This is a genomic window from Streptomyces sp. NBC_01498, from assembly GCF_036327775.1.
Taxonomy (GTDB): Bacteria; Actinomycetota; Actinomycetes; order Streptomycetales; family Streptomycetaceae; genus Streptomyces.
The window spans coordinates 906,747-932,193 of sequence record NZ_CP109598.1 but is presented as its reverse complement, the minus strand read 5'-3'; the positions used below and the strand labels follow the sequence as shown (position 1 = coordinate 932,193).

Below are 25,447 nucleotides of genomic sequence, written 5' to 3'. Positions count from 1 at the left end.
GGCGCCGTACCCCCCGCCCGCCGCCGCCCACCACCACACCCACCCGGCAGGGAGGCAGCCCGTGACCACCAACGATTCGACTGCAGGACGTACCGGAGTCTGGTTCGTCGGAGCACGCGGCTCCGTCGCCACCACCGCCGTCGCGGGATGCGCGGCCGTCAACGCCGGGCTCCACCCCGCGACCGGCATGCTCGCCGAGACCCCGCCCTTCGCGGAGTCCGGACTCCCGGCCCTGTCCGCACTGGTCTTCGGCGGCCACGACACCGCGAGCTGCCCCCTGCCCAAGCGGGCCGAGGCACTCACCGCGGCCGGCGTCCTGCCGCACGGCCTGCCCAACGCCGTCGCCGCCGACCTCGAAGCCGCCGACGCCGAGATCCGCCTCGGCGGACCGATGCCCGGCGACAACCGCGACGACGACGAACTGATCGCCGCCTTCGCCGACGACATCACCGCCTTCGTCCGCCGCACCGGCGTCGACCGCGCGGTCGTCGTCAACGTCTCCTCCACCGAGCCCGAGCCCGCCGCGGACGACCCCCGGCTGCCGGCCAGCTCCCTCTACGCGGCAGCCGCCCTCAAGGCCGGCTGCTCCTACGTGAACTTCACCCCGTCGACCGGGCTGCGCAGCGCGGCCCTCGCGGACGCCGTCGAGGCGAGCGGACTTCCCCACGCGGGCCGTGACGGCAAGACAGGCCAGACGCTGCTCCGTTCCGTGCTCGCCCCGATGTTCGTCCAGCGCGCCCTGCACGTACGCGCCTGGTCGGGCACCAACCTGCTGGGCGGCGGGGACGGAGCGGCGCTGGCCGACCCGGCGGCGGCCGCCGCCAAGAACGCCGGCAAGGAACGCGTCCTCGCCGACACCCTCGGGATCGCCCCGGAGGGCGAGGTGCACATCGACGACGTGCCCGCCCTCGGCGAGTGGAAGACCGCCTGGGACCACATCGCCTTCGACGGGTTCCTCGGCTCCCGCATGATCCTCCAGACCATCTGGCAGGGCTGCGACTCGGCGCTCGCCGCGCCCCTCGTCCTGGACCTGGCCCGCCTCGTCTCCCGTGCCCACGAGGCCGGACTGAGTGGCCCGCTCCCCGAGCTGGGCTTCTACTTCAAGGACCCGGACGGCGGCCCCGCCGCCCTGGCGGAGCAGTTCGACGCGCTCCTCGCCTTCGCCGACCGCCTGAAGGAGAGCAAGTGACCTTGCGCGCCTGGGCCGAACTCCTGCGGGTCTCCGCGCTGTTCACCGTGCCGGGCGACGCCCTGGCCGGCGCGGCGTCCGCCGGGGTCCGGCCCAATCGCGGCACCGCGCTCGCCGTCGGCGCCTCCCTGTGCCTGTACGAGGCGGGGATGGCGCTCAACGACTGGGCCGACCGCGAGGAGGACGCCCGGGAGCGCCCGCACCGCCCGATCCCCTCGGGCCGTATCAGCCCGAACGCGGCGCTCACGGCGGCGGGCGGCCTCACGGCCGCCGGCCTCTTCCTCGCGTCCCGCGCCGGGCGCCCCGCCCTGGCCCTGACCGGCGCCCTGACGGTCGCGGTCTGGGCGTACGACCTCAAGCTCAAGCACACGGCGGCGGGCCCGGTGGCGATGGGCGCCGCCCGCGCGCTGGACGTACTCCTGGGCGCCGCCGCGACGACGACGGCGGCCTCCCGCGCCGCGTCCGCCGGGACCCGGGAGACCGGTCCGGCGCGGAACCCGGCGTCCCGCCCGCTGCCCCGGACCGGCGGTGCGCCGGACCGTACGGCGGCGGGTCCGGCACCGGGGAGCACCCGGCCGGAATCTTCGGCGACCCGGTGGGCCGCCCCCGTGCTCAAGCTGCTCGGCCGCTCCCCGCAGCCGCCGGCCCCGACGGGGGCCCCCACCGGTCTGTCCGGCCGGCTGCCGGCCTGGGCGGGCGGATCGTCCGCCCAGGCACGCACGGCGGTCTGCGGACCGACCGAGCCGCTGGCCTCACGGCCCGCCGGCCCCGCGCACGGGACCGGCTCCACCCCGTGCCCGCCCCCGTTCCGCACGGACGCCGCGCCGTCCCCCGCCGGGCTGTCGGCCTGGACCGAGGCGTGCGCGCAGGTCGGCCGGGCGGTCGCGGCCACCGGCCTCCCGGCGCCCGGCGCCCCGGAACTCCTCGACTGTGCCGGTCCGGCCGGTGCCCCCGCCCGTCCGGCCGACCGGTCGTCCGGGCTGCTCGCCCTGCTGTCGGCCTGGGCCGACGCCTCGTCCCCCAACGGCCGTTCCGCGCCGCTCGGTCCGGCGGAGCCGCTGGCCTCCCACCGCGCCGGTCCGGGACGCCACGGCCGTACGGTGCACGCCGCCGCGCGGCCGGGCGACCCGGCCGTCACCGGGGCCGGACTGCCGGCCCTGCTGTCCGCCTGGGCCGCCGGTCTGTCGGCCGACCGCCGTGCGGGGCCCCCGCCCGGCCGCCTCCCGTCGGCGCTCCCCGCGTGGTTCCCCGGTTCCTCGCACCGGACCCCGGCCGCGGCGGCGGGACCGCTCGCCCGACTGCTCGCCGGGCTCCACCGGACGCACACCGCGGGCCGCGCGGTCCCGCCCGCCCCGGGAACCGGCCCGTGGGAGGCACTGACCGCCCTCGCCGCCGGTTCGGCCGCCCACGCGGCCCACGCGGCCCGCCGGTCCGCCGCACGGCCCGGCGGCACGCTCCCGGCGGCCGGGGGCACCCGCCGCGCCCTCGTCCCCGCAGCCCTCCTCGGCGCGCACACCGTCGCCGTCACCGCCGTCTCCCGGCGCGAGGTGTACGGCGGGTCCACCGCCGCCCCGCTCGCCGCGCTCGCCCTCACCGGGGTCCTCGGCGGGCTCGTCGGGCGCCCCCGTACGGCGGACGCCGCCGCGCTGGTGACCGCCGGCCTCGCCGCCGTGTACGTCACCACCGCCGGACGGCCCTACCTGCACGCCGCCCTCAACCCGTCCCCGCAGCTCACCCAGCGCTCCGTCGGCGGCGGAATCCGGGCCATGATCCCGTTCCAGGCCGCCCTCGCCGCGCGCGGCGGCGCCCCCGGGCTCGGCCTCGCCGTCATCGGACTCGTCCCGCTGGCCAGGAAGTTCGCGAAAAAGGTGAGTGTGACATGACCCTCCGCTACGGATACGGCACCAACGGGCTCACCGACCTGCGGCTGGACGACGCCCTCGGGCTGCTCGCCGACCTCGGGTACGACGGCGTCGGACTGACCCTCGACCACATGCACCTCGACCCGACGGCCCCCGAACTCGCCGCCCGCACCGCGAAGGTGGGCGCGCGGCTCGCCGGACTCGGCCTGTCCGTCACCGTCGAGACCGGCGCCCGCTACGTCCTCGACCCCCGCCGCAAGCACGGACCCACCCTGCTCGACGCCGACCCCGAGGCCCGCGCCGCCCGCACCGGACTGCTCGTCACCGCCGTCCGGGTCGCCGCCGACCTCGGCGCGCACGCCGTGCACTGCTTCAGCGGCATCACCCCCGACGGCACCGACCCCGACACCGCCTGGAAACGGCTGGAGGAATCGATCACCCCGGTGATCGAGGCCGCACAGGCAGCCGGTGTCCCCGTCGCCATCGAGCCCGAACCCGGCCATCTCCTCGCCGACATCGCCGGCTTCCACCACCTCCGCACCCTCCTCGGCGACCCCGAACCCCTCGGCCTCACCCTGGACATCGGCCACTGCCAGTGCCTGGAGCCCGCCCCGCCCGAGGACTGCGTACGCGACGCCGGGCCCTGGCTGCGGCACGTACAGATCGAGGACATGCGGCGCGGCGTCCACGAGCATCTGCCGTTCGGGGACGGCGAGATCGACTTCCCGCCCGTGCTGGCCGCGCTCGACGCCACCGGCTACCAGGGCCTCACCGTCGTGGAGCTGCCCCGGCACTCGCACGCCGGCCCCGAGATGGCCCGCACCTCCCTGGAATTCCTGCGCTCGAAGGGAGCATCGGCATGAACCGCGAGGAGATCGACAGCCGGCTCGACGCCAAGGCCGTCGCCTGGCTCGACCAGGCGCTCGCCGAGGCGGCGGAAGCGGCCGGGGCACCCGACAACGTTGCCGCACCGACGTGGGAGCTGCGCTTCGCCGCCGCCGGCCGGCACGTCGGCCAACAGAACGCCGACGCCGTCCGGGCCCTGCTGCTCCGGCACGCCGCCGCCGACGTCGCCACCCTCACCCGCCTCTACCAGCGGGGCGCCGCCGCCGAACGCCGCGCCGTCCTCCTCGCCCTGCCGGACCGCGTCCCCGGCCCCGGGGCCCTGCCCCTGATCGAGGACGCGCTGCGCACCAACGACACCACCCTGGTCGAGGCGGCCGTCGGCCCGTACGCCGCCGGCCATCTCGACCCGCACGCCTGGCGGCACGCCGTACTCAAGTGCCTCTTCACCGGCGTGCCCGTCGCCGCCGTCGCGGACGCCGAACGGCGCGCCCGCGGCGACCTGGAACTCGCCCGGATGCTCGCCGACTACGCGTCCGAGCGCACCGCGGCGGGCCGGTCGGTCCCCGACGACCTGCACCGCGTAATGAACATGACCGGCGAGGAGTCCTGATGCGTATCTTCGACCCCCACATCCACATGACCTCCCGCACCACGGACGACTACCAGGCCATGTACGCCTCCGGAGTCCGTGCGCTCGTCGAGCCGTCCTTCTGGCTCGGCCAGCCCCGCACCTCGCCCGAGAGCTTCTACGACTACTTCGACGCGCTGCTCGGCTGGGAGCCGTTCCGCGCCGCGCAGTACGGCATCGCGCACCACTGCACGCTCGCCCTCAACCCCAAGGAGGCGAACGACCCGAGGTGCACCCCCGTCCTGGACGAACTGCCGCGCTATCTCGTCAAGGACGGCGTCGTCGCCGTCGGCGAGATCGGCTACGACTCCATGACCCCCGCCGAGGACGTCGCGCTCGCCGCCCAGCTCCAGCTCGCCGCCGAGTACGCGCTGCCCGCCATGGTCCACACCCCGCACCGCGACAAACTGACCGGACTGCGCCGGACCATCGACGTCGTCCGCGAGTCGAACCTCGACCCCGAGCACGTGCTGCTCGACCACCTCAACGAGACGACCGTCAAGGACGCCGCGGACAGCGGCAGCTGGCTCGGCTTCTCCATCTACCCCGACACCAAGATGGACGAGGACCGGATGGTCGCCGTCCTGCGCTCCCACGGCACCGACCGCGTCCTCGTCAACTCCGCCGCCGACTGGGGCAAGAGCGACCCGCTGAAGACCCGCAAGGTCGCCGACGCGATGCTCGCCGCCGGCTTCTCCGACGACGACGTCGACAAGGTCCTGTGGCGCAACCCCGTCGCGTTCTACGGCCTCAGCGGCAGACTCCAGCTCGACGTCCCCGCACCGGAAGCCCTGCACGAGGGGAACTCCATCCTCCGCGGCGGTGAGTGACCCGTGCGCTTCCGCCACCCCGACGGCTCCACCGTCCACCTCTCCTACTGCACCAACGTCCACCCCGCCGAGACCCTCGAAGGCGTCCTGGCCCAACTGCGCGACCACTGCGAGCCGGTACGCAAACGCCTGAGCCGCGACCGGCTCGGCATCGGCCTCTGGCTGGCCCGCGACGCCGCCCGCTCCCTGATCAACGACCCCGCCCAACTGCGCGGTCTGAAAAGCGAGTTGGACCGACGCGGGCTGGAGGTCGTCACCCTCAACGGCTTCCCCTACGAGGGCTTCGGCGCCGAGGAGGTCAAGTACCGCGTCTACAAACCGGACTGGGCCGACCCCGAACGCCTGGAACACACCACCGACCTCGCCCGCCTGCTCGCCGCGCTGCTCCCCGACGACGTCACCGAGGGCTCCGTCTCCACCCTCCCGCTCGCCTGGCGCACCGCCTTCGACGACGCCGCGGCCCGCACCGCGCACGCCGCCCTCACCACCCTCGCCGAACGGCTCGACGCGCTGGAGGAACTGACCGGCAAATCCATCCGGATCGCACTGGAACCCGAGCCCGGCTGCACCGTCGAGACCACCGCCGACGCGATCGGCCCGCTCACCGACGTCGCCAGCGCCCGCGTCGGCATCTGCGTCGACACCTGCCACCTCGCCACCTCCTTCGAGGACCCGGCCACCGCCCTCAAGGCCCTCACCGAGGCCGGCGTCACCATCCCCAAGGCCCAGCTGTCCGCCGCCCTGCACGCCGAACACCCGCATCTGCCCGAGGTGCGCGAGGCGCTCGCCGCGTTCGCCGAGCCGCGCTTCCTGCACCAGACCCGCACCCGCACGGCGGCGGGCCTGCGCGGCACCGACGACCTCGAAGAGGCCCTGGCCGGCGAGACACTGCCCGACGGCGCCCCCTGGCGCTCGCACTTCCACGTACCGCTGCACGCCCCGCCCGCCCCGCCCCTGACCTCCACCCTCCCGGTACTCCAGGACACCCTGGCCCGGCTCGTCGGCGGCCCCGTGCCGCTGACCCGCCACCTGGAGGTCGAGACGTACACCTGGCAGGCGCTCCCGCCCGAGCTGCGGCCCCGCTCACGCGGCCGGCTCGCCGAGGGCATCGCCGCCGAACTGACGCTGGCCCGCGACCTCCTGGTCGACCTGGGCCTCAAGGAGCTGCCATGACCGCCGACCCCACCCCCGAGCAGTCCGCCGCGCCGGACACCACCCGCCCCACACCCCTGCTGGTCCTGGACGTCGTCGGCCTCACCCCCCAGCTCCTGGCCCACATGCCGAATCTCAAGAAGCTGGCGGCGGACGGCTCGCACGCCCCGCTGACCACCGTGCTGCCCGCCGTCACGTGCAGCGCGCAGTCCACCTTCCTCACCGGCACCCTGCCCTCCGAGCACGGCATCGTCGGCAACGGCTGGTACTTCCGGGAACTCGGCGACGTCCTGCTGTGGCGCCAGCACAACGGACTGGTCTCCGGCGACAAACTCTGGGACGCCGCCCGGCGCCTCCACCCCGGCTACACCGTCGCCAACATCTGCTGGTGGTACGCCATGGGCGCGGACACCGACTGGACCGTCACCCCCCGCCCCGTGTACTACGCCGACGGCCGCAAGGAACCCGACTGCTACACCCGGCCGCCCGCCCTGCACGACGAACTGCACGACAAACTCGGCACGTTCCCCCTCTTCCACTTCTGGGGCCCCGGCGCCGACCTCGTCTCCTCGCAGTGGATCATCGACGCCACCCGCCACATCATCGACACCCGCCGCCCCGACCTCGCCCTGTGCTACCTCCCGCACCTGGACTACGACCTCCAGCGCTTCGGCCCCGACGACCCCCGCTCGCACCGGGCGGCCCGCGAACTCGACGCGGCCATGGGCCCGTTGCTGGACGACGCGCGCGCCGAGGGCCGCACCGTCGTCGCCCTCTCCGAGTACGGCATCACCAACGTCTCCCGGCCCGTCGACATCAACCGGGCCCTGCGCCGCGCCGGACTGCTGGAGGTCCACACCCAGGACGGCATGGAGTACCTGGACCCGATGGCCTCCCGCGCCTTCGCCGTCTCCGACCACCAGATCGCCCACATCTACGTGCGCCGCCCGGAGGACCTGGACGCGACCCGCGAGGCGCTGAAGGACCTCGCGGGCATCGAGGAGATCCTGGACGACGAGGGCAAGAAGAACCACGGCCTGGACCACCCGCGCTCCGGCGAACTGGTCGCCGTCGCCGAACCCGACGCCTGGTTCACGTACTACTACTGGCTCGACGACGCCAGGGCGCCCGACTTCGCCCAGCTGGTCGAGATCCACCGCAAGCCGGGCTACGACCCCGTCGAGCTGTTCATGGACCCCCAGGATCCGTACGTGAAGGTCAAGGCGGCCAAGGCCATCGCCCGCAAGAAGCTCGGCATGCGCTACCGCCTCGCCGTGGTCCCCCTGGACCCCTCACCCATCCGCGGCAGCCACGGCCGCCTCCCCACGAGCGACGACGAAGGTCCGCTCATCGTCTGCTCCACCCCCGAAGCCGTCGCGGGCCGGACCCGGGCCACCGACGTGAAGTCCCTGCTCCTCACTCTCGCCGGACTGCACTGAACTAAGGAGTTCCACGCATGAGCCGCAAGAAGTCAGTCGACCCCGAGCTCGCCGCCACACTCAGCCGGCGCAACATGCTGGGCGTGGCCGCGGGCACCGGAGCCGCGGCCGTCCTCGGCCTCGCGGCGGCCACCCCCGCCGCCGCGGGCGACCACGGCCGGGGTCACGGCCACGGACACGGCCACGGACACGGGCGCACCGAGCCGGTCCTCACCCCGGGCCACCTCGGCATCCAGCTCTACTCCCTCCGGGACAAGGTCAACACGCTCGGCTTCGCCAAGGTCTTCGAGGAACTGGAGCGCTTCGGCTACGACGAGATCGAGTACGCGGGCTACACCCAGGGCAGCGCCGGCGCCCTCACCCTCCCGCAGCTGCGCAAGCTCGCCCGCGACCACGGCCTGCGCCCCATCGGCAGCCACGTCAACTACTACGACGACAACAACCCCGCCGCGTACAGCTTCGCCCAGAACCTGGACAAGGTGCTGGACGACGCCCAGGCGCTGGGCCTCGACCACATCGGCACCGCCTCCGGCCCCTGGCGCTACGGCGACACCGTCGACGGATGGAAGCGCGCCGCCGAGGACTTCAACACCTACGGCGCCGCCGCCCGCAGGCGCGGCATGAAGTTCTACCAGCACAACCACGCCGAGGAGTTCTCCTTCGCCAGCGACCAGCCGGGCGTCCGCCTCTACGACGTGCTGCTCGCGGAGACCGACCCCAAGCTGGTCTACCTGGAGATGGACATCTACTGGGCCTTCGCCGCCAAGCACCGCTTCAGCCAGACCGGTGACGGCCGGCCCGCGCCCCTCGACCCGCTGCGCTACGTCCTCAAGCAGCCCGACCGCTACCCGCTCTTCCACGTCAAGGACGGCGTGAAGAACGAGGAGGCGCGCGACGGTTACGACATGGTCGACGTCGGCGACGGCGACATCGACTACAAGACGTTCATCTCCGCCGTGAACAAGACCCACAACGGCCGCCGGGACCACCACTGGCAGGCGGAGCACGACAACCCGGTCGACTCCTTCCTGTTCGCGCAGAAGTCCGCCGACCACCTGCACTCGCTGCGCCAGAAGCGCCGCTGACGACCCGGGTCGCCCGTCCCGGCGCGTCACGCCGGGACGTACGGCCGAGGCCCCCTGTACGACTCCTTTCCGGAGCCGTACAGGGGGCGTCGTATGTGGCGCTTCACGATCCCGTCAGCGGGGACCGCTCAGGCGTCCTCCCGGCCGATCGGGTTCGGATTGGCCTGGATCTTCCTGATGTCGGGCCTGCCGGGGGCCTTCAGGAAGATGGCGAGGCAGGCCGAGAACAGTCCGACACCGCCCGCGATGACGAACGCGGTCTCGTAGCCCCAGTTGGCCACCACGACACCACCCACACCGGCACCGACGAGACCGGAGATGAGCTTGGAGCTGTAGACCATGCCGTAGTTGGACGCGTTGTTGTTCTCCCCGAAGTAGTCCGCCGTCATGGCCGCGAACAGCGGGAAGATAGCGCCGCCGCCGAAGCCGGAGATCATCGAGCAGACCAGGAACAGCGGCATGCTGCCCGCGGATCCGGAGAGCAGCACACCGAACTGCGACATGCCCAGGACCACACAGACGAAGATCAGCGTCTGACGCCGTCCGTACTTGTCGGAGATCCAGCCGATGACACCGCGTCCCGTGCCGTTCACGATGGCCTTCAGCGACATCGCCGTGGCCACGATCCCGCCCGCGAAGCCCATCTCCTTGCCGAACGGCACCTGCATCGCGATACCGAAGATGTTGATGCCCGCCGTGCAGAGCAGACAGAACCACATCATCCACAGGACCGGGACGCGCGCCGCTTCCTTCGGGGTGTACTGCCGGACGGCCGGCGGGTTCTTCTCCAGCGCGCGACGGATCCTCGGGTCGTCCGAGACCTTCAGCGGGTCCGCGCCCTCGGGCCACCAGAACTTCGGCGGGTCCTTGAAGAACCAGCCCGAGATCGCCACCATCGCGCAGCAGATGACGCCCACCATGACCAGGACGCCCTGGTAGTTGCTCAGATCCATGTACGAGGTGAAGAGGAAGACGAAGGGCACCGAGCCGTAGGCGAAACCGCCGTTGACGAGGCCGGTCTTGCCTCCCTTGCGCTCCGGATACCACTTGCCGACCATGTTGACGCAGGTCGCGTAGACCAGACCCGCGCCGATACCGCTGAACATTCCGAAGCCGATGTACGCCACGATCACGTGCGGCGCGTAGGCCAGGGACAGATAGCCCAGCAGCGTGCCGAGCGCGCCGAGCATCATCGCGTAGCGGGCGGGCAGCTTGCCGCTCTCACGGAGCTGCCCCGCGGGGAAGGCCACGGCCGCCTGGAAGAAGATCCAGACACCCATCAGCCAGAAGATGTGCCCGCTGCTCCACGCGTGCGCCGTGTGGAGCGTGTCCTCCGCCGCGGTGAACGCGTACTCCGATGAGCTGATGCCCATCATCCCGATCCACGGGAAGAGCACCATCGTCCAGCGCGGCCGGCCCATGATCTGCCGGTCGGACTGCCCGATCCGGTAGATACGGCCGTTCCGGTCCGCCACCTCCTGGTAGGGGACAGAAGCGGAGATGTCAGTTGTCGCCATTGTCGATCGAACCCCTTGCGTCGAAGAAGTCAGGCCAGCGCCCCCTGTCCGTTCTCTTCGTGCGGGGGGCCTGCGATGAGCGGTATCCACAGGCCCCCTGGGTCGAGCCGTCAGCTCATCGGCCGCCTCCCCATAACTCCGTACCGGTCGTGGCGGGGCCGGTACTCGCCCGCGAGCAGATGCTCGCGGCGGCCCCGCCGCCCGCGCCCGGCGGACGGTGTCGCTCCGGGGGACAACCCCCGGACGCCCGGCCGGTGTTCGGCCGCGGACCGCTCCTCACAGCAGCCCCGCCGCCCGCGCCCAGCGATATTTCGCGCCGAGCACTTCGACGGGCCTCTCCGTGGTGTACGGGTACGCCACGACGCCCCGCTCGTAGAGGTACTGGCACGCTTCCTCCACCTCCACGTCGCCCGCCAGGGACGCCACCACCGGCTTCTCGATGCCGCGCTCCCGGAACTCGGCCACCACTCGCGCCGTCAGCTCCGCGAAGACCATCGGCGGGGTGACGATCGTGTGCCAGTAGCCGAGGACCAGCGAGTGGATCCGGGGGTCCTCAAGACCGAGCCGGATCGTGGCCTCGTACGTCGACGGCGGTTCGCCGCCGGTGATGTCCACCGGGTTGCCCGCCGCCCCGAAGGGCGGGATGAAGGCGCGGAACGCCTCGTCCAGGTCCGGCGGGATCTCCATCAGCGACAGGCCGTTGTCGACGATCGCGTCGGACAGCAGCACCCCCGACCCGCCGGCGCCCGTGATGATCACCACGTTGTCGCCCTTGGGGGTCGGCAGCACGGGCAGCCCCCGCGCGTACTCCAGCATCTCGCTCAGCCCCGGCGCCCTGATGACACCGGACTGCCGCAGGATGTCCTCGTACACCGCGTCGTCGCCCGCCAGGGCCCCGGTGTGCGAGCCCGCCGCCTTCGCGCCGGCCGCCGTACGCCCGGCCTTGAGGACCACCACCGGCTTCTTCGGTACGGTCGCCCGCGCCGCCTCCACGAAGGCCCGGCCGTCCTTGAGGTCCTCCAGGTGCATCGCGATGCAGTCGGTGTTGTCGTCCTCACCGAACCAGGTCAGCAGGTCGTCCTCGTCGAGGTCCGACTTGTTGCCGAGCCCGACGATGGCCGACACACCCGTCCTGGTGGTCCGCGCGAAGCCGAGGATCGCCATCCCGATGCCGCCGGACTGCGAGGTCAGCGCCACGCCGCCCTTGACGTCGTACGGGGTGCAGAACGTCGCGCAGAGGTCCTGCCAGGTGGAGTAGTAGCCGTAGATGTTCGGGCCGAGCAGCCGGATCCCGTTCTCCTCGGCGATCGTCACGATCTTCTGCTGGAGCTCGTGCTCACCGGTCTCCGCGAAACCGGACGGGATCAGCACGGCGTTGGGGATGTTCTTGCGTCCGACCTCTTCGAGGGCGCCGGCGACGAACTTCGCGGGGATCGCGAAAATCGCCACGTCCGGCTCACCGGGAACATCCACCACGCTCTTGTACGCCTTGCGGCCGAGAATGTCATCGGCCTTGGGGTTGACCGGGAAGATCTCGCCCGCGAAACCTCCGTCGATCAGGTTCCGCATGACCGAATTGCCGATCTTGCCCTCCTCGTTGGAGGCACCGATGACCGCCACCGAGCGGGGCTCCATCAGCCGCCGCATCGAGGTCAGGATCTCCTCGCGCCCGTACGTGGTCCGGGCCGGCGGTATCTCGTCGGTGAGCAGGATGCGGACGTCCGCCGCCATGACCCCGTTCTCGGAGGCGAAGACCGGATTGAGGTCCACCTCCGCGATGTTGGGGAAGTCGGCGGCCAACTGCGAGACCCGCACCACGAGATCGGCGAGCGCGTCCCGGTCGACCGCCGCCCCGCCCCGTACGCCCCGCAGGATCTCGGCGGCCCGGATGCCGTCCAGCATCGACAGCGCGTCGTCCTTGGTGGCCGGCGCGAGCCGGAAGGTGACGTCCTTCAGCACCTCCACCAGGACACCGCCGAGCCCGAAGGCCACGACCTTGCCGAAGGTGGGGTCGGTGACGGTGCCGATCAGGATCTCGGTGCCCGCGGGCACCATCTGCTGCACCTGTACGCCGAGGATCGTGGCGTTCGCGTCGTACTTCCGCGCGTTGGAGACGATCGTCGTGAACGCGGAGCGCACCTCGGCCACCGAGTTGACGCCGATGCGCACACCGCCCGCGTCCGTCTTGTGCAGGATCTCCGGCGACACGATCTTCATCGCCACCGGGAAGCCGAGCCGTGCCGCCACGGCCACGGCGTCGTCGGCCGACTCCGCGAGCGACTCACCGGGCGTCGGGATGCCGTACGCGTCGGTGACCGCCTTGCCCTCGGGCGCCGTCAGCGAGGTGCGCCCCTGGGCCAGCGCGTCCTCGACGATCGCCGCGACGGCGTCCTTGTCGGGCGTGAACTGATGGCTGTCCGCCACTAGATGACTCCGTTCGTCTTCAGCAGGCGCAGCTCCTCGGGGCCGAGCCCCAGCTCGCCGACGTACACGTCGGCGTTGTGCTCGCCGAGCAGCGGTGAGGAGGTGATGCGCACGGGGGAGTCGGAGAGCTTCAGCGGGCTTCCGACCGTGGTGAACGAACCGCGCTGCGGGTGCGCGACCTTGACGACCATGTCGTTCGCCGCGAGGGACGGGTCCTCGATGATCTCCTTGGTGGAGAGGATCGGCCCGCACGGGATGTTGTGCGCGTTGAGCTTCTCCAGCACCTCCCACTTGGGGAGGGTCGCGGTCCACTCCTCGATCAGCTGGAACATCTTGCCCAGCTTGGTGAGGCGGGCCTCGGGGGTCGCCCAGTCGGGGTCGTCGGTCAGTTCGGGCCGCCCGATCAGCGCGCTGATGGGTTTCCAGCCGACGGGCTGCACGATCACGTAGACGTAGTCGTTGGGCCCGCCCGGCGCGCACTTGACCGCCCAGCCGGGCTGCCCGCCGCCGCTCGCGTTGCCGGAGCGGGGCACCTCGTCGCCGAAGTCCTCGTTCGGGTACTCGGCCAACGGCCCGTTCGCCAGGCGCTGTTGGTCGCGGAGCTTGACCCGGCAGAGGTTGAGCACGGCGTGCTGCATCGCGACGTTCACGCGCTGCCCGCGCCCGGTGGCGGTCCGCTGGAAGAGCGCGGCCAGGATGGCGGCCACCGCGTGCATACCGGTGCCGGAGTCGCCGATCTGCGAGCCGGTCGCCATCGGCGGGCCGTCCTCGAAGCCGGTGGTCGACATCGAGCCGCCCATCGCCTGGGCGACGACCTCGTACGCCTTGAAGTTGGTGTACGGGCCCTCGCCGAAGCCCTTGATGGAGGCGTAGACGATCTCCGGGTTGATCTCCTGGATCTTCTCCCAGGTGAACCCCATCCGGTCGACGGCGCCGGGGCCGAAGTTCTCCACCATGACGTCGGAGCGGCGGATCAGTTCGGTCAGCAGTTCCTTGCCGCGCTCGGTCTTGGTGTTGAGCGTGACGCTGCGCTTGTTGCAGTTGAGCATCGTGAAGTACAGCGAGTCGACATCGGGGATGTCGCGCAGCTGCTTGCGGGTGATGTCGCCCGTCGGCGCCTCCACCTTCACCACGTCGGCACCGAGCCAGGCGAGGATCTGGGTGGCCGAGGGGCCGGACTGCACATGCGTCATGTCGAGGACACGGACGCCGGACAGTGCCTGGTTGCCGAGGGTGTCGGGGGAGTTCTCCGGGGCTTCGAGAGCCTGGGTCATCATGGCCTCCCTTACTTGTACATGGTCTGGTTCATGGTTCCGGGGGCGTACGCGTCGGGGTCGACCCAGACGTTGATCAGCGAGGGCAGCCCGGACTCGCGGGCCCGCTGGAGCGCGGGCGCGATGTCGGCCGGGTCCCGGACCTCTTCGCCGTAACCGCCCAGCATCTGGGCGAACTTGTCGTAGTGGACGTCGCCGAGGGTGTTGCCGATCCGCTCCCGCTCGTCGCCGTACTTGGCCTTCTGGCCGTAACGGATCTGGTTCATCGACGAGTTGTTGCCGACGATCCCGACGAACGGCAGGTTGTAGCGGACGAGCGTCTCGAAGTCCCAGCCGGTCAGCGAGAAGGCGCCGTCGCCGAACAGCGCCACGACCTCCTTGTCGGGCCGGGCCTGCTTCGCCGCGAGGACGAAGGGGACACCGACACCGAGCGTGCCGAGCGGGCCCGGGTCCATCCAGTGACCCGGCGACTTGGGCTGGACGACCTGCCCGGAGAAGGTGACGATGTCGCCGCCGTCGCCGATGTAGATCGAGTCCTCGGTCAGGAAGTCGTTGATCTCGCTCACCAGGCGGTACGGGTGGATCGGCGAGCTGTCCTTACGCAGGCTCGGCAGCCGCTTCTCGATCGCCGTCTGCTCGGCGGCGCGCAACTCGTCCAGCCATGCCTTGCGCTTGGCGGAGCCGCCGTTGATCCGGCCACTGGCCGCCTCGGTGACCGACTTCAGGATCAGGCCGGCGTCGCCGACGATGCCGAGGTCGATGTCCCGGTTCTTGCCGACGGTCCGGTAGTCGAGGTCGATCTGCACGACCGTCGCGTCGGGCGAGAGCCGCTTGCCGTACCCCATCCGGAAGTCGAAGGGGGTGCCGACGATGATGATGAGGTCGGCGTTGGTGAAGGCGTAGCGGCGCGAGAGCTGGAAGTGGTGCGGGTCGCCGGGCGGCAGCGTGCCACGGCCCGCGCCGTTCATGTAGGCGGGGACGTTCAGCGTCCGCACCAGCTCGATGGCGTCGTCCGTGGCCCGTGTCGTCCACACCTGGCTGCCGAGCAGGATCGCCGGCTTCTCGGCGTGCACGATGAGATCGGCGAGCTTCTCGATGGCCGCGGGGTCGCCGGCCGAACGGGTCGAGGCGCGGTACTGGCCCTGGTTGGGCACGCGCGCCTTGTCGGCCGGCACCTTGGCGTCGAGGACGTCACGCGGAATCTCCAGGAACGACGGTCCGGGAGCGCCGTGGTAGCACTCGCGGAACGCCATGGAGACCATGTCGGCGGCGCGCGCCGTGTCCGGGACGGTCGCCGCGAACTTGGTGATCGGCGTCATCATGTCCACGTGCGGCAGGTCCTGGAGCGACCCCATCTTGTGCTGGGTGAGCGCGCCCTGACCGCCGATCAGCAGCATGGGTGACTCGGCGCGGAACGCGTTGGCGACACCGGTGACGGCGTCGGTCGTGCCCGGTCCGGCGGTGACGACGGCGCACCCGGGCTTGCCGGTGATGCGCGCGTAGCCGTCGGCGGCGTGCGCGGCGACCTGCTCGTGACGTACGTCGACGACTTCGATGCCCTCGTCGACGCAGCCGTCGTAGATGTCGATGATGTGGCCGCCACAGAGGGTGTAGATGACCTCGACACCTTCTGCCTTGAGGGCCTTGGCGACCAGATGACCACCGGAGATGAGTTCCTGGCTGTCGTCGGGCATGAGGTTGTCCTGTCCCTTCGTAGAGGAGCCGGGAGGGCTCTTGGGGGTGCTTCCCGGTGCTCCCGCGATGGATTGCATACAGTCGACGAATACTGTATGAAACTTGTTATCCCCCATCCAGTGGGGTGGTGTCCAGGGGGCGCGGCACTTTCATTCGTTTTCTTGAAGCGGGAGCCGGCATGGATCTGTACGAGCACCAAGCCCGAGACCTGTTCGCGGAGTACGGCATCGCCGTGCCGGAGGCCGAGACCGTCGAGTTCGCCCGGGAGGCCGCGTTCGCGGCCGACCGGCTCGGCGGCCGGGTCGTCGTCAAGGCACAGGTGAAGACCGGAGGCCGGGGCAAGGCCGGCGGGGTGAAGTTCGCGGCCGACCCGGCCGCGGCGGAACTGACCGCTCGTCAGATACTCGGGATGGACATCAAGGGCCACACCGTCCGCACGGTGATGCTGGCCCAACCGGTCGACATCGAGAGCGAGTTCTACGTCAGTTACGTGCTCGACCGGGCCGCGGGCACGTTCCTCGCGATCGCGTCGGCCGAGGGCGGCATGGAGATCGAGGAAGTGGCCGAGACCCGCCCCGAGGCCGTCGCCCGGATTCCCGTCGACCCGGCCGAGGGCGTCACGGCGGCGAAGGCGATGGAGATCGCCGTGGCGGCCTCGCTGCCGCCCGAGGCCGCCCCCGTACTCGAAGCGCTCTGGCAGGTACTGATCCGCGAGGACGCCCTGCTGGTCGAGGTCAACCCGCTCGTCAGGACCACGGACGGGCGCATCCTGGCACTCGACGGCAAGGTCACCCTGGACGACAACGCCCGCTTCCGCCAGAGCCGTTGGGGCGACGACCAGGAGGACCCGGGCGCCGACCCGCTGGAGGCCGCCGCCGCAGCCAAGGGCCTCAACTACGTGAAACTGGACGGCGAGGTCGGCATCATCGGCAACGGCGCCGGGCTCGTCATGTCGACCCTCGACGTCGTCGCCGGCTGCGGCGCCCGCCCCGCCAACTTCCTGGACATCGGCGGCGGCGCCTCCGCCCAGGTCATGGCGGACGGGCTGTCCGTCATCCTCTCCGACCCCGACGTGAAGTCCGTGTTCGTCAACGTCTTCGGCGGGATCACCGCCTGCGACGCCGTCGCCGACGGCATCGTGCAGGCCCTGGAATCCGTCCGGCTGACCAAACCGCTGGTGGTACGTCTCGACGGCAACAACGCCGCCCGGGGCCGCGCCATCCTCGACACCCGCGCACATCCCCTCGTGGAACAGGTCACGACGATGGACGGCGCCGCGCGCCAGGCCGCCGTCCTCGCCAACGCCGGATAAGGCCGGTCAACGCAGGACCACCGGAAGATCCACCGAAGATCCACCGGAAGAGGAGACACAGACCATGGCGATTTTCCTGACCAAGGAGAGCAAGGTCCTCGTCCAGGGCATGACCGGCGCCGAGGGCATGAAGCACACCCGCCGGATGCTGGAGGCCGGCACGAACGTCGTCGGCGGGGTCAACCCGCGCAAGGCCGGCAAGAGCGTCGACTTCGACGGCCGGGCCGTCCCCGTCTTCGGCTCCGTCGCCGACGGCATCGCGGCGACCGGCGCGGACGTCACCGTCGTCTTCGTGCCGCCGCCGTTCGCGAAGGCGGCGGTCACCGAGGCCGTCGACGCGGGCATCGGCCTCGCCGTCGTCATCACCGAGGGCATCCCCGTGCACGACGCGGTCGCCTTCCAGGCGCACGCGCGCGGCAGCTCCACCCGCATCATCGGACCCAACTGTCCCGGGCTGATCAGCCCCGGCCAGTCCAACGCCGGCATCATCCCGGCGGACATCGCGACCAAGCCCGGCCGGATCGGGCTGGTCTCCAAGTCGGGGACGCTGACCTACCAGCTCATGTACGAGCTGCGCGAGATCGGCTTCTCGTCGGCGGTCGGCATCGGCGGCGATCCCGTCGTCGGCACCACGCACATCGACGCCCTGGCCGCCTTCGAGGCCGACCCGGACACCGAACTCATCGTGCTCATCGGCGAGATCGGCGGCGACGCGGAGGAGCGGGCGGCGGCGTACATCGCCTCGCACGTGACCAAGCCGGTGATCGGCTACATCGCCGGCTTCACCGCGCCCGAGGGCAAGACGATGGGCCACGCGGGGGCCATCGTCTCCGGCTCGTCGGGCACGGCCGAGGCGAAGAAGCAGGCGCTCGAAGCGGCGGGGGTACGGGTCGGCTCGACGCCCTCGGAGACGGCACGCCTGGTCCTCGACCGGATCGCCGTCGGCGCCTGACCCCGCCCGCCCCGCGGTGACCGGACCGGGGAACGCCCCGGCGCCCGGTCGCCGACGGGGCGCCACGCGTGTCGATGACCGCACCCGGCCGGGGCCGGGCGAAGAATTTCCGTACCCGGCCCCCGAACGGGGCCCGGGTTCGAACCCCCCCCGGAACACCCGGCCCACGCGGCACCGGACGGCACCCCGTCCTGTACGGCCTGGCGGTGCGGAGCAGGGCTCGACCGTTCGACTGTCCGGTACGCGGTCCGGACCGGACTCAGGGACGGCACCCTGTCCTGTACGGCCTGGTGGTGCCGGGTAGGGCTCGACCGTTCGACTGTCCGGTACGCGGTCCGGACCGGACTCAGGGACGGCACCCTGTCCTGTACGGCCTGGTGGTGCCGGGTAGGGCTCGACCGTTCGACTGTCCGGTACGCGGTCCGGACCGGACTCAGGGACGGCACCCTGTCCTGTACGGCCTGGTGGTGCCGGGTAGGGCTCGACCGTTCGACTGTCCGGTACGCGGTCCGGACCGGACTCAGGGACGGCACCCTGTCCTGTACGGCCTGGTGGTGCCGGGTAGGGCTCGACCGTTCGACTGTCCGGTACGCGGTCCGGACCGGACTCAGGGACGGCACCCTGTCCTGTACGGCCCGGTGGTGCCGGGTAGGGCTCGACCGTTCGACTGTCCGGTACGCGGTCCGGACCGGACTCAGGGACGGCACCCCGTCCTGCACGGCCCGGTGGTGCCGGTTAGGGCTCGACCGCTCGACCGTCCGGTACGCGACCCGCACCGGACGGCAAAGCCACACCGCACACCCGGCAGGCGATCCCGTCGCCGGACGCCCCGACGACAGCCGGGCACCGCGCTCGACCGGGCACGGCACCACCCGGTCGACCTGACCGACTCGACCGGACCCGGTATCACCCGTACCACCTGTACGGCACGACCGATCCGCCCTGTCCGACCTCCACGCCCCGCACCATCCGCCCCGGCGTCAACCATCCGATCGAACACCCCGACGTCACCAACCCCGACCCGAGCACCCCGGCGTCACCCATCCCGACGTCACACGCCCCGATCCGGGACGTCCGATCCGAGCACCCGATCCCAACCCCGACCGGACGCCCGACCGAACATCCCGATCCGGACGACCCGTGCATCCCGTCCGGCGACCACGCGACCACGCGACCACGCGCTCACGCGCTCACGCGTTTCGCGCGCCACGCACCTCCCGCCCCCTTTCGAGCGGAGATCACCATGGCACCCACCCTCATCCTCAAGCCGGGCACCGCCTGGTCCGACGCCTGGCGGCAGTGCCTCGCCGTCGCGCCCGAAGCCTTCCGGGACGACCACGTCCTCAACCTGTGGTCGGGGTCCTGGCAGACCGGTGGCCGTACCCTCCCCGCCACCAGCCCGGTCGACGGAAGCCCCGTCGCCGGACCGCCCCGGCTCGACGCCGAGGCCGCGCAGCAGGCCGTACGCGCCTCGCTCGACCAGCACCGCGCCTGGCGGCACGTCCCGCTCGCCGAGCGCCGCGCCCGTGTCGGCGCCACCCTCGACGCCCTCACCGAACACCGCGAACTGCTCGCCCTCCTCCTCGTCTGGGAGATCGGCAAGCCCTGGCGGCTCGCCCAGGCCGACGTCGACCGCGCGATCGACGGCGTGCGCTGGTACGTGGACGGCATCGAGCCCATGCTGGCGGGCCGCCACCCGCTGCCCGGCCCGGTTTCCAACATCGCCAGCTGGAACTACCCGATGTCCGTCCTGGTCCACGCCATGCTCGTGCAGGCGCTGGCCGGCAACGCGGTGATCGCCAAAGCGCCCACCGACGGCGGCGTCGCCTGCCTCACCCTGGCCTCCGCCCTCGCCGCCCGCGAGGGACTGCCGCTCACCCTGGTCAGCGGCAGCGGCGGAGAGCTGTCCGAGGCGCTCGTCCGCTCCCCGGAGATCGGCTGCGTCTCCTTCGTCGGAGGCCGCGACACCGGCGCGCGGATCGCCACCACCGTGGCCGACCTCGGCAAGCGCCACATCCTCGAACAGGAGGGACTCAACACCTGGGGCGTCTGGAACCACAGCGACTGGGACGCGCTCACCGCCGTCATCCCCAAGCTGTTCGACTACGGCAAGCAGCGCTGCACCGCCTATCCCCGCTTTGTTGTCCAGCGCTCGCTGTTCTCCGACTTCCTCGGGGCCTATCTGCCCGCCGTACGGTCCATCCGGATCGGCCACCCGCTGACCGTCGAGCACCCCGACGACCCGCTGCCCGAGCTGGATTTCGGACCGCTCATCAACGCGGCCAAGGCCAAGGAACTGGACGACCAGGTGACCGAGGCCATCGACCGGGGCGCGGTCCCGCTGCACCACGGATCACTCGCGGACGGGCGCTTCCTGCCCGGCCAGGACACCTCCGCCTATCTGGCGCCCGTCACCCTGCTCAACCCGCCCCCGTCCTCGCCGCTGCACCACGCGGAGCCCTTCGGCCCGGTCGACACGATCGTCCTGGTCGACACCGAGGCGGAACTCCTCGCCGCGATGAACGCCTCCAACGGGGCGCTGGTCGCCACCCTCGCGACCGACGACCCCCGGACGTACGCCCGGCTGGCCCCGCAGATCCGCGCGTTCAAGGTCGGCCACGGCCGGCCGCGCTCACGCGGTGACCGCGACGAACTGTTCGGCGGCTTCGGCTCGTCCTGGCGGGGCGCGTTCGTCGGCGGCGACCTGCTGGTCAAGGCGGTCACCGACGGCCCGGACGGCGAACGGCCGCCGGGGAACTTCCCCGACTACCACCTGATGCCGTGACCACCTGATGCCGTGACGCCTGATGCCGTGACCGCCCGGCGGGCCCGGTCCTGAACCGGAATCGGCTGAGGCCGTACGAACCCCTCCTCAGCCGATTCCCCGCAGGTCAGGTGGGTTGTCAGCGGCCAGGTGTAGCCTCGGCGGCATGGACGCGAACGAGCTCGCCAACCTCGCGCACCTGCGCCGGGCGCGCGATCTCATCGATCGTGAGTACGCGCGCCCGCTGGACGTGCCCACGATGGCGCGGCACGCGCTGATGTCACCGGCGCACTTCTCCCGGCGGTTCCGGGCGGCGTACGGCGAGACGCCGTACAGCTACCTCATGACCCGCCGCATCGAGCGGGCGATGGCCCTGCTGCGCGCGGGCACGAGCGTCACCGACGCGTGCATGTCGGTGGGCTGTACGTCGCTCGGGTCGTTCAGCTCCCGCTTCACCGAGATCGTGGGGCAGACCCCGAGCGCGTACGCCGCCCGCGAGCACGGCGCCGTCACCGCGATGCCTCCCTGCATCTCGAAGATCCTCACCCGCCCGGCCCGCGGCGCCCCGGCCCCGCCCCGGCAAGCGAGCAGGATCCGAGAAGCGGGCCCCGGGGCCGCCGCCTAGCGTGGACGGCATGACCATCGCACTCCAGTACTCGCACATCACCGTCAACGACCCCGACGAGGCGCTCACCTTCTACCGGGACGCGCTCGGCCTCGAAGTCCGCAACGACGTCGCCTCGGGCGAATTCCGCTGGATCACCCTCGGCAGCCCGACCCAGCCCGGCCTGGAACTCGTCCTCTCCCAGCCGCACGCCGGCCGCTCCCAGGCCGACGGGGACGCCATCCAGGAACTGCTCACCAAGGGCGTCCTCACCCAGGTCGTCTTCCGCACCGACGACGTCGACGCGACCTTCGAGAAGGTCCGCACGGCGGGCGCCGAGGTCCTCCAGGAACCGATCGACCAGCCCTGGGGCCCGCGCGACTGCGCGTTCCGCGACCCCTCGGGCAACACGGTCCGCATCTCCCAGGAGCCCGAGGCGTAACTCCGAGACCGCCCGCCCATGCCCCGGACCACGGGATATACGGGTGAGGAGCACCCTCGGGCCCTGGTATCGTTCACTCTGTCGCCCGGCGGAAACGCCGAGGTTCGACCACTCGTCCGGGTGGCGGAATGGCAGACGCGCTAGCTTGAGGTGCTAGTGCCCTTTATCGGGCGTGGGGGTTCAAGTCCCCCCTCGGACACCACGGGTAATTCACACGGAATTACCTGGGTTGGCTTCACAGAACTCCCAGCACGGATTCGTCCGGGCTGGGAGTTCTTCGTGTGTCTGGGATCTTGTTCGGCGGGGGCCCGTCGACGGGGACCGCCGGCGATGTCTGACCGGTTCAGCCCATTGGCGTGTGCAGTTGTCGCCACCACCAGGCGACGGAGGGGCAGGCCAGGGGTTCGGTGCTGGGGTCGCCGGGGTGGTCGGTGAGTGCCAGGGAGGTGGGGGAGGGGTTCGTCGGTGGGAGTTGGGTGCGGGGGGTCACCGCGGTGTAGCGGGCGGAGTTCGAGCCCGGTCGAGGTTGGAGCGGATCGCGTGGGCGAGGTCTGCGACGTAGGCCCTTCCGGGTGCGCTCAACTTGGGCAGTTCCCGCTCGCGCAGTCTGAGGAAGCGCGTCGTCAGGCGGTCGCGCAGGGCCACCGCCTGGTGGAGGGCCTGCTCCGGCGGGCAGTCGTTCAGCCTGGCGAGGTGGTGACGCGCGTCGGTGCGCACGGTCCGTTCCAGGTGTGAGGGAAAGGGTGTGCGGCACGGGAGCCCGGCGCGCCACCGGGGCGCCGGATCAGTCGAGGTGGAAGATCTCCTCGGCGCCCGCCCAGAGTTGGCCGTCGGTCGCGGTGTCCAGCGGCTGCTGGCAGGGGTCGGTGAGTGCCCACCACCGCTGTGTGGTCGGGTCGTTGGCGATCGCCGCGGTGTCGGTGGCGTAGTCGTCTCCGGTGTATTCGAGGTAGCTGAACAGCAGTCCGTCGCGCAGGAAGATCGAGTAGTTGCCGATGTTGGCGCGCTTGAGGGCTGCCAGGACGCCGGGCCAGGCGGCGGCGTGCAGAGCGCGGTACTCGGCTTCTTTCTCCGGGCGCAGCCTGACCACGGCGGCGTAACGTTCCATCTCTCACTCCTCGTTTCGCGGCCGCGGTCCGTCCACGATCCGGTTCGCCTGTGCGAGTCGCCATCCCACGGGTCTACTCGCCCTGCGGAACTCGGACGAAGCCCTCGGTCCAACTGTCCTCGTCCAGCTCGCAGGTGTCGAAATAGAAGCACTCCGGTTCGTCACGGAAGCCCGGGAGCAGTCGAGCCTGACGCACACGCTCCTCTGCCCGTTCACGCGTCGAGTAGATACCGAGCAGCTTCACGTCGTCGCCGTCCGACTCGTCGCAGAACACCCCGCTCTCGTCGACGTGCACGGTCGCACCGTCGTCACCGGCTTCGTTCTGGTGGCCGACGTGCCACAGCGGATACACGATCACGGGCGCGAAGCTATCAGCACCGGAGGCGTGGGACGTGCCGGTGGGTGAGGAGCGGGCCCGGTTCCCGCCGCGCCGACGCCGGGCCGGCCGGCGTGAGGTCGCCCGTCATGGTGGTCCGTCATGGTGGTCCGGAGGGGATCATGTGCCCATGGCTCCCACTTCCCGGCGCGGTCTGCTGGCCACGCTCGCCGCTTCCGCCGCCTCCGTCCCCCTCGGCGGTCTGGTCGCCACGCCCGCGCGGGCCGCCGGCCCGGCAGTGTCCGTGCGGCCGTTCGCCGGTTCGACCGGTCTCGCCCCGACGCCCTTCTCCGTGACGCTGCCCCCGCTGGACGCGTCCTACTTCACGCCGGTAACCCTCAACACCCCGCTCACCGCGACCGTCCTGCCGGGGACCCCCGCCCGTACCGAGGTCACCTCCGGCGGCGCGCGCGTCGCGCTGCTGACCCACGGCGCGCGGACCGTCGTACTGCCGGGCCCGCGGCGTACGTTCGCCGAGAACAAGCGGCCCTTCGCGGACGACTTCGCGCGCACGCTGCCCGACCTGTCCCTGCCGGTCTCGCAGCGGCAGTACTGGGGCGCCTCCCCGGGCGGCGGCACCTGGTCCACCCTCGGACCGGTCGACGCCGACTTCTCGGTGCTGCCGGGGACCGGCGTCATCACCCTCAGCACCGACAACGCCAGCCGTCACGCGAGTCTGCGGGACGACGAGATCGCCGACGTCGACGTGCGTTCCGTGGCGAGATTCGACAAGGTGCCCACCGGTCAGGCGTGTTCGTACGCGCTGGCCTTCGGCTACCAGGACACCCGCAACAGTTACCGGGCCCGGCTGTCCTTCCTCACCACGGGCGCGGTCGAACTGCGCGTCGAGAAGGAAGTCGCCGACACGGTGACCCAGTTGGCCACGCCCCAGACCCTCGCCACGGGCGTGCCCGCGGGCACCGACTGGACGGTCCGGGTGCGGCGAGAGGGCTCCCGTATCCGGGCCAAGGCGTGGCGTTCGGCGTCGGCGGAGCCGTCCGCGTGGGCCGTCGACATCGCCGACTCCACCTTCACGAAGGGCCGGGTGGGCCTGCGCGCCCTGGCCAACAGCGGGTGCGCCAATCTGCCGATCAGGCTCACCGTCGGCCGCTTCCAGGTCGACGCCGCGACCTGGGACGTCCCGCCGAGTGTCACCCACGCCGACTGGGTACGGGTGCTGCCCCAACCGTTCGACGGCACATGGACCGACGAGGTGGACGGGACCGTACGCGGCTGGGCCGGGTCCACGGCCCCGGACGTGCTCGCGTACGCCGCGATGTTCCTCGCCGGAGCGCCGACGGTGACGGCCGGGGCGGGGCCGGCGCAGGGCAGGCGGGTGCTGGGCGAGGCCGGGTACGGCTATCCGGATCCCCGGGGATTCCGGGTGGAAGGAGCCGACTTCCACGAGTACATGGGAATCGGCTGGACCTTCGACGACGGCGCCCACACCGGCCCGTCGAGCGGGCAGCTCGGCAATCTCGACTGCTCGGGCTACACGCGCATGGTGTACGGCCACCACATGGGCGTGCCGCTGGCCGCCGGCCAGGACACCTCCGGGCTGCGCATTCCGCGCCAGTCCCGGCACATGGCCGACCACACGCCGGGCGTGCGCGTCGACCGGACCGACGGCGCCGGTCCGCCCGTCGCCGCACTGCTCCAGCCCGGCGACCTGGTGCTGTTCAACGCCGATTCGGGGGACGACACTTCGACGGTCACCGTCGATCACGTCGGCATCCACCTGGGCGAGGACGCGGCCGGCAGGCGCCGTTTTCTCTCCAGCCGCAAGACCGTCAACGGGCCCACCATGGCCGACCTCGGCGGCGCCTCCCTCCTGGACGGCACGGGCACCTACGCCCGGACGCTGCACACGGTGCACCGCGTCTGAGCCGCGCCGCGCCACGGCGGAGTCGCGCGCAAGGGCAGCACCCTGGTGTCGTTCCACCCGATG

The 25,447-nt window shown here is 71.7% G+C and carries 20 protein-coding genes and 1 tRNA gene; 15 read left to right on the top strand and 6 right to left on the bottom strand.

All coding sequences use genetic code 11. The features are described from left to right. Positions 1-61 precede the first annotated feature (61 nt). Genes OG875_RS03510 through OG875_RS03475 form a run of 8 tightly spaced genes read left to right on the top strand, consistent with a single transcriptional unit; the run spans position 62 to position 9,031 of the window. Entirely contained in the window at positions 62-1,189 is a 1,128-nt protein-coding gene (locus OG875_RS03510) for an inositol-3-phosphate synthase (RefSeq protein WP_330172732.1), read from the top strand. Then, positions 1,186-3,072, top strand: a complete 1,887-nt coding sequence (locus tag OG875_RS30945; RefSeq protein WP_443079053.1) for a UbiA family prenyltransferase — start codon at positions 1,186-1,188, stop codon at positions 3,070-3,072. The genes OG875_RS03510 and OG875_RS30945 overlap by 4 nt, the downstream gene beginning before the upstream one ends. Beyond that, positions 3,069-3,914: a sugar phosphate isomerase/epimerase family protein gene (locus tag OG875_RS03500; RefSeq protein ID WP_330172731.1), complete on the top strand. Its 846-nt coding sequence runs from the start codon at positions 3,069-3,071 to the stop codon at positions 3,912-3,914. Before OG875_RS30945 ends, OG875_RS03500 begins: the two co-directional genes overlap by 4 nt. Further along, positions 3,911-4,507 carry an EboA domain-containing protein gene (locus tag OG875_RS03495; RefSeq protein ID WP_330172730.1) on the top strand — a complete coding sequence of 199 codons (597 nt, stop codon included), beginning with the start codon at positions 3,911-3,913 and terminating at the stop codon, positions 4,505-4,507. The genes OG875_RS03500 and OG875_RS03495 overlap by 4 nt, the downstream gene beginning before the upstream one ends. Further along, positions 4,507-5,355: a TatD family hydrolase gene (locus OG875_RS03490; protein WP_330172729.1), complete on the top strand. Its 849-nt coding sequence runs from the start codon at positions 4,507-4,509 to the stop codon at positions 5,353-5,355. The genes OG875_RS03495 and OG875_RS03490 overlap by 1 nt, the downstream gene beginning before the upstream one ends. A gap of 3 nt (positions 5,356-5,358) precedes the next feature. Next, positions 5,359-6,528, top strand: coding sequence for a metabolite traffic protein EboE (gene eboE, locus OG875_RS03485; RefSeq protein WP_330172728.1), 1,170 nt, complete (start codon positions 5,359-5,361; stop codon positions 6,526-6,528). Next, the gene (locus OG875_RS03480; protein ID WP_330172727.1) at positions 6,525-7,946 is read left to right on the top strand and encodes an alkaline phosphatase family protein; all 1,422 of its coding nucleotides are present in this window, start codon (positions 6,525-6,527) and stop codon (positions 7,944-7,946) included. The genes eboE and OG875_RS03480 overlap by 4 nt, the downstream gene beginning before the upstream one ends. Positions 7,947-7,963: 17 nt before the next feature. Beyond that, the gene (locus OG875_RS03475) at positions 7,964-9,031 is read left to right on the top strand and encodes a sugar phosphate isomerase/epimerase family protein (RefSeq protein ID WP_330172726.1); all 1,068 of its coding nucleotides are present in this window, start codon (positions 7,964-7,966) and stop codon (positions 9,029-9,031) included. 128 nt (positions 9,032-9,159) lie between these two features. Here OG875_RS03475 and OG875_RS03470 read toward each other — a convergent pair whose 3' ends face one another. The 4 genes from OG875_RS03470 to OG875_RS03455 all read right to left on the bottom strand — a co-directional run bounded on the left by OG875_RS03470 (position 9,160) and on the right by OG875_RS03455 (position 15,940). Then, the gene (locus tag OG875_RS03470; protein WP_330172725.1) at positions 9,160-10,548 is read right to left on the bottom strand and encodes an OFA family MFS transporter; all 1,389 of its coding nucleotides are present in this window, start codon (positions 10,546-10,548) and stop codon (positions 9,160-9,162) included. Positions 10,549-10,824: 276 nt separating this feature from the next. Beyond that, positions 10,825-12,924, bottom strand: coding sequence for an acetate--CoA ligase family protein (locus OG875_RS03465; RefSeq protein WP_443079241.1), 2,100 nt, complete (start codon positions 12,922-12,924; stop codon positions 10,825-10,827). Positions 12,925-12,971: 47 nt separating this feature from the next. Further along, entirely contained in the window at positions 12,972-14,246 is a 1,275-nt protein-coding gene (gene frc, locus OG875_RS03460; RefSeq protein ID WP_330177589.1) for a formyl-CoA transferase, read from the bottom strand. Positions 14,247-14,257: 11 nt separating this feature from the next. After that, positions 14,258-15,940 (bottom strand): thiamine pyrophosphate-binding protein, encoded by a 1,683-nt coding sequence (locus OG875_RS03455; protein ID WP_330172723.1) that lies wholly within the window; start codon positions 15,938-15,940, stop codon positions 14,258-14,260. A 179-nt stretch (positions 15,941-16,119) separates the two neighbouring features. Between OG875_RS03455 and sucC the strand changes: the two genes are divergently transcribed. The 6 genes from sucC (at position 16,120) to OG875_RS03425 (ending at position 22,217) form a co-directional block, all read left to right on the top strand. Beyond that, positions 16,120-17,253, top strand: a complete 1,134-nt coding sequence (gene sucC, locus OG875_RS03450) for an ADP-forming succinate--CoA ligase subunit beta (RefSeq protein WP_330172722.1) — start codon at positions 16,120-16,122, stop codon at positions 17,251-17,253. A 64-nt stretch (positions 17,254-17,317) separates the two neighbouring features. Beyond that, on the top strand, positions 17,318-18,205 hold the full coding sequence (gene sucD / locus OG875_RS03445) for a succinate--CoA ligase subunit alpha (protein ID WP_330172721.1): 888 nt from the start codon (positions 17,318-17,320) through the stop codon (positions 18,203-18,205). Between the two features lie 1,243 nt (positions 18,206-19,448). Next, a complete protein-coding gene (locus OG875_RS03440) occupies positions 19,449-20,990 on the top strand; it encodes an aldehyde dehydrogenase family protein (RefSeq protein WP_330172720.1) in 1,542 nt (513 codons plus the stop codon). A gap of 145 nt (positions 20,991-21,135) precedes the next feature. Then, positions 21,136-21,594: a helix-turn-helix transcriptional regulator gene (locus OG875_RS03435; protein ID WP_330172719.1), complete on the top strand. Its 459-nt coding sequence runs from the start codon at positions 21,136-21,138 to the stop codon at positions 21,592-21,594. A gap of 10 nt (positions 21,595-21,604) precedes the next feature. After that, a complete protein-coding gene (locus tag OG875_RS03430) occupies positions 21,605-22,015 on the top strand; it encodes a VOC family protein (RefSeq protein WP_330172718.1) in 411 nt (136 codons plus the stop codon). A gap of 114 nt (positions 22,016-22,129) precedes the next feature. After that, positions 22,130-22,217 (top strand) — tRNA-Leu (locus OG875_RS03425). Positions 22,218-22,799: 582 nt separating this feature from the next. Here the strand turns inward: OG875_RS03425 and OG875_RS03420 are convergent. Together OG875_RS03420 and OG875_RS03415 are read right to left on the bottom strand one after the other, a co-directional pair. Continuing rightward, entirely contained in the window at positions 22,800-23,123 is a 324-nt protein-coding gene (locus tag OG875_RS03420) for an L-rhamnose mutarotase (protein WP_330172717.1), read from the bottom strand. Positions 23,124-23,196: 73 nt separating this feature from the next. Continuing rightward, positions 23,197-23,481, bottom strand: a complete 285-nt coding sequence (locus OG875_RS03415) for a DUF7336 domain-containing protein (protein WP_330172716.1) — start codon at positions 23,479-23,481, stop codon at positions 23,197-23,199. 148 nt (positions 23,482-23,629) lie between these two features. Here OG875_RS03415 and OG875_RS03410 point away from each other — a divergent pair, with 148 nt between their 5' ends. Then, positions 23,630-25,384 (top strand): hypothetical protein, encoded by a 1,755-nt coding sequence (locus OG875_RS03410; RefSeq protein WP_330172715.1) that lies wholly within the window; start codon positions 23,630-23,632, stop codon positions 25,382-25,384. Positions 25,385-25,447: the final 63 nt, after the last annotated feature.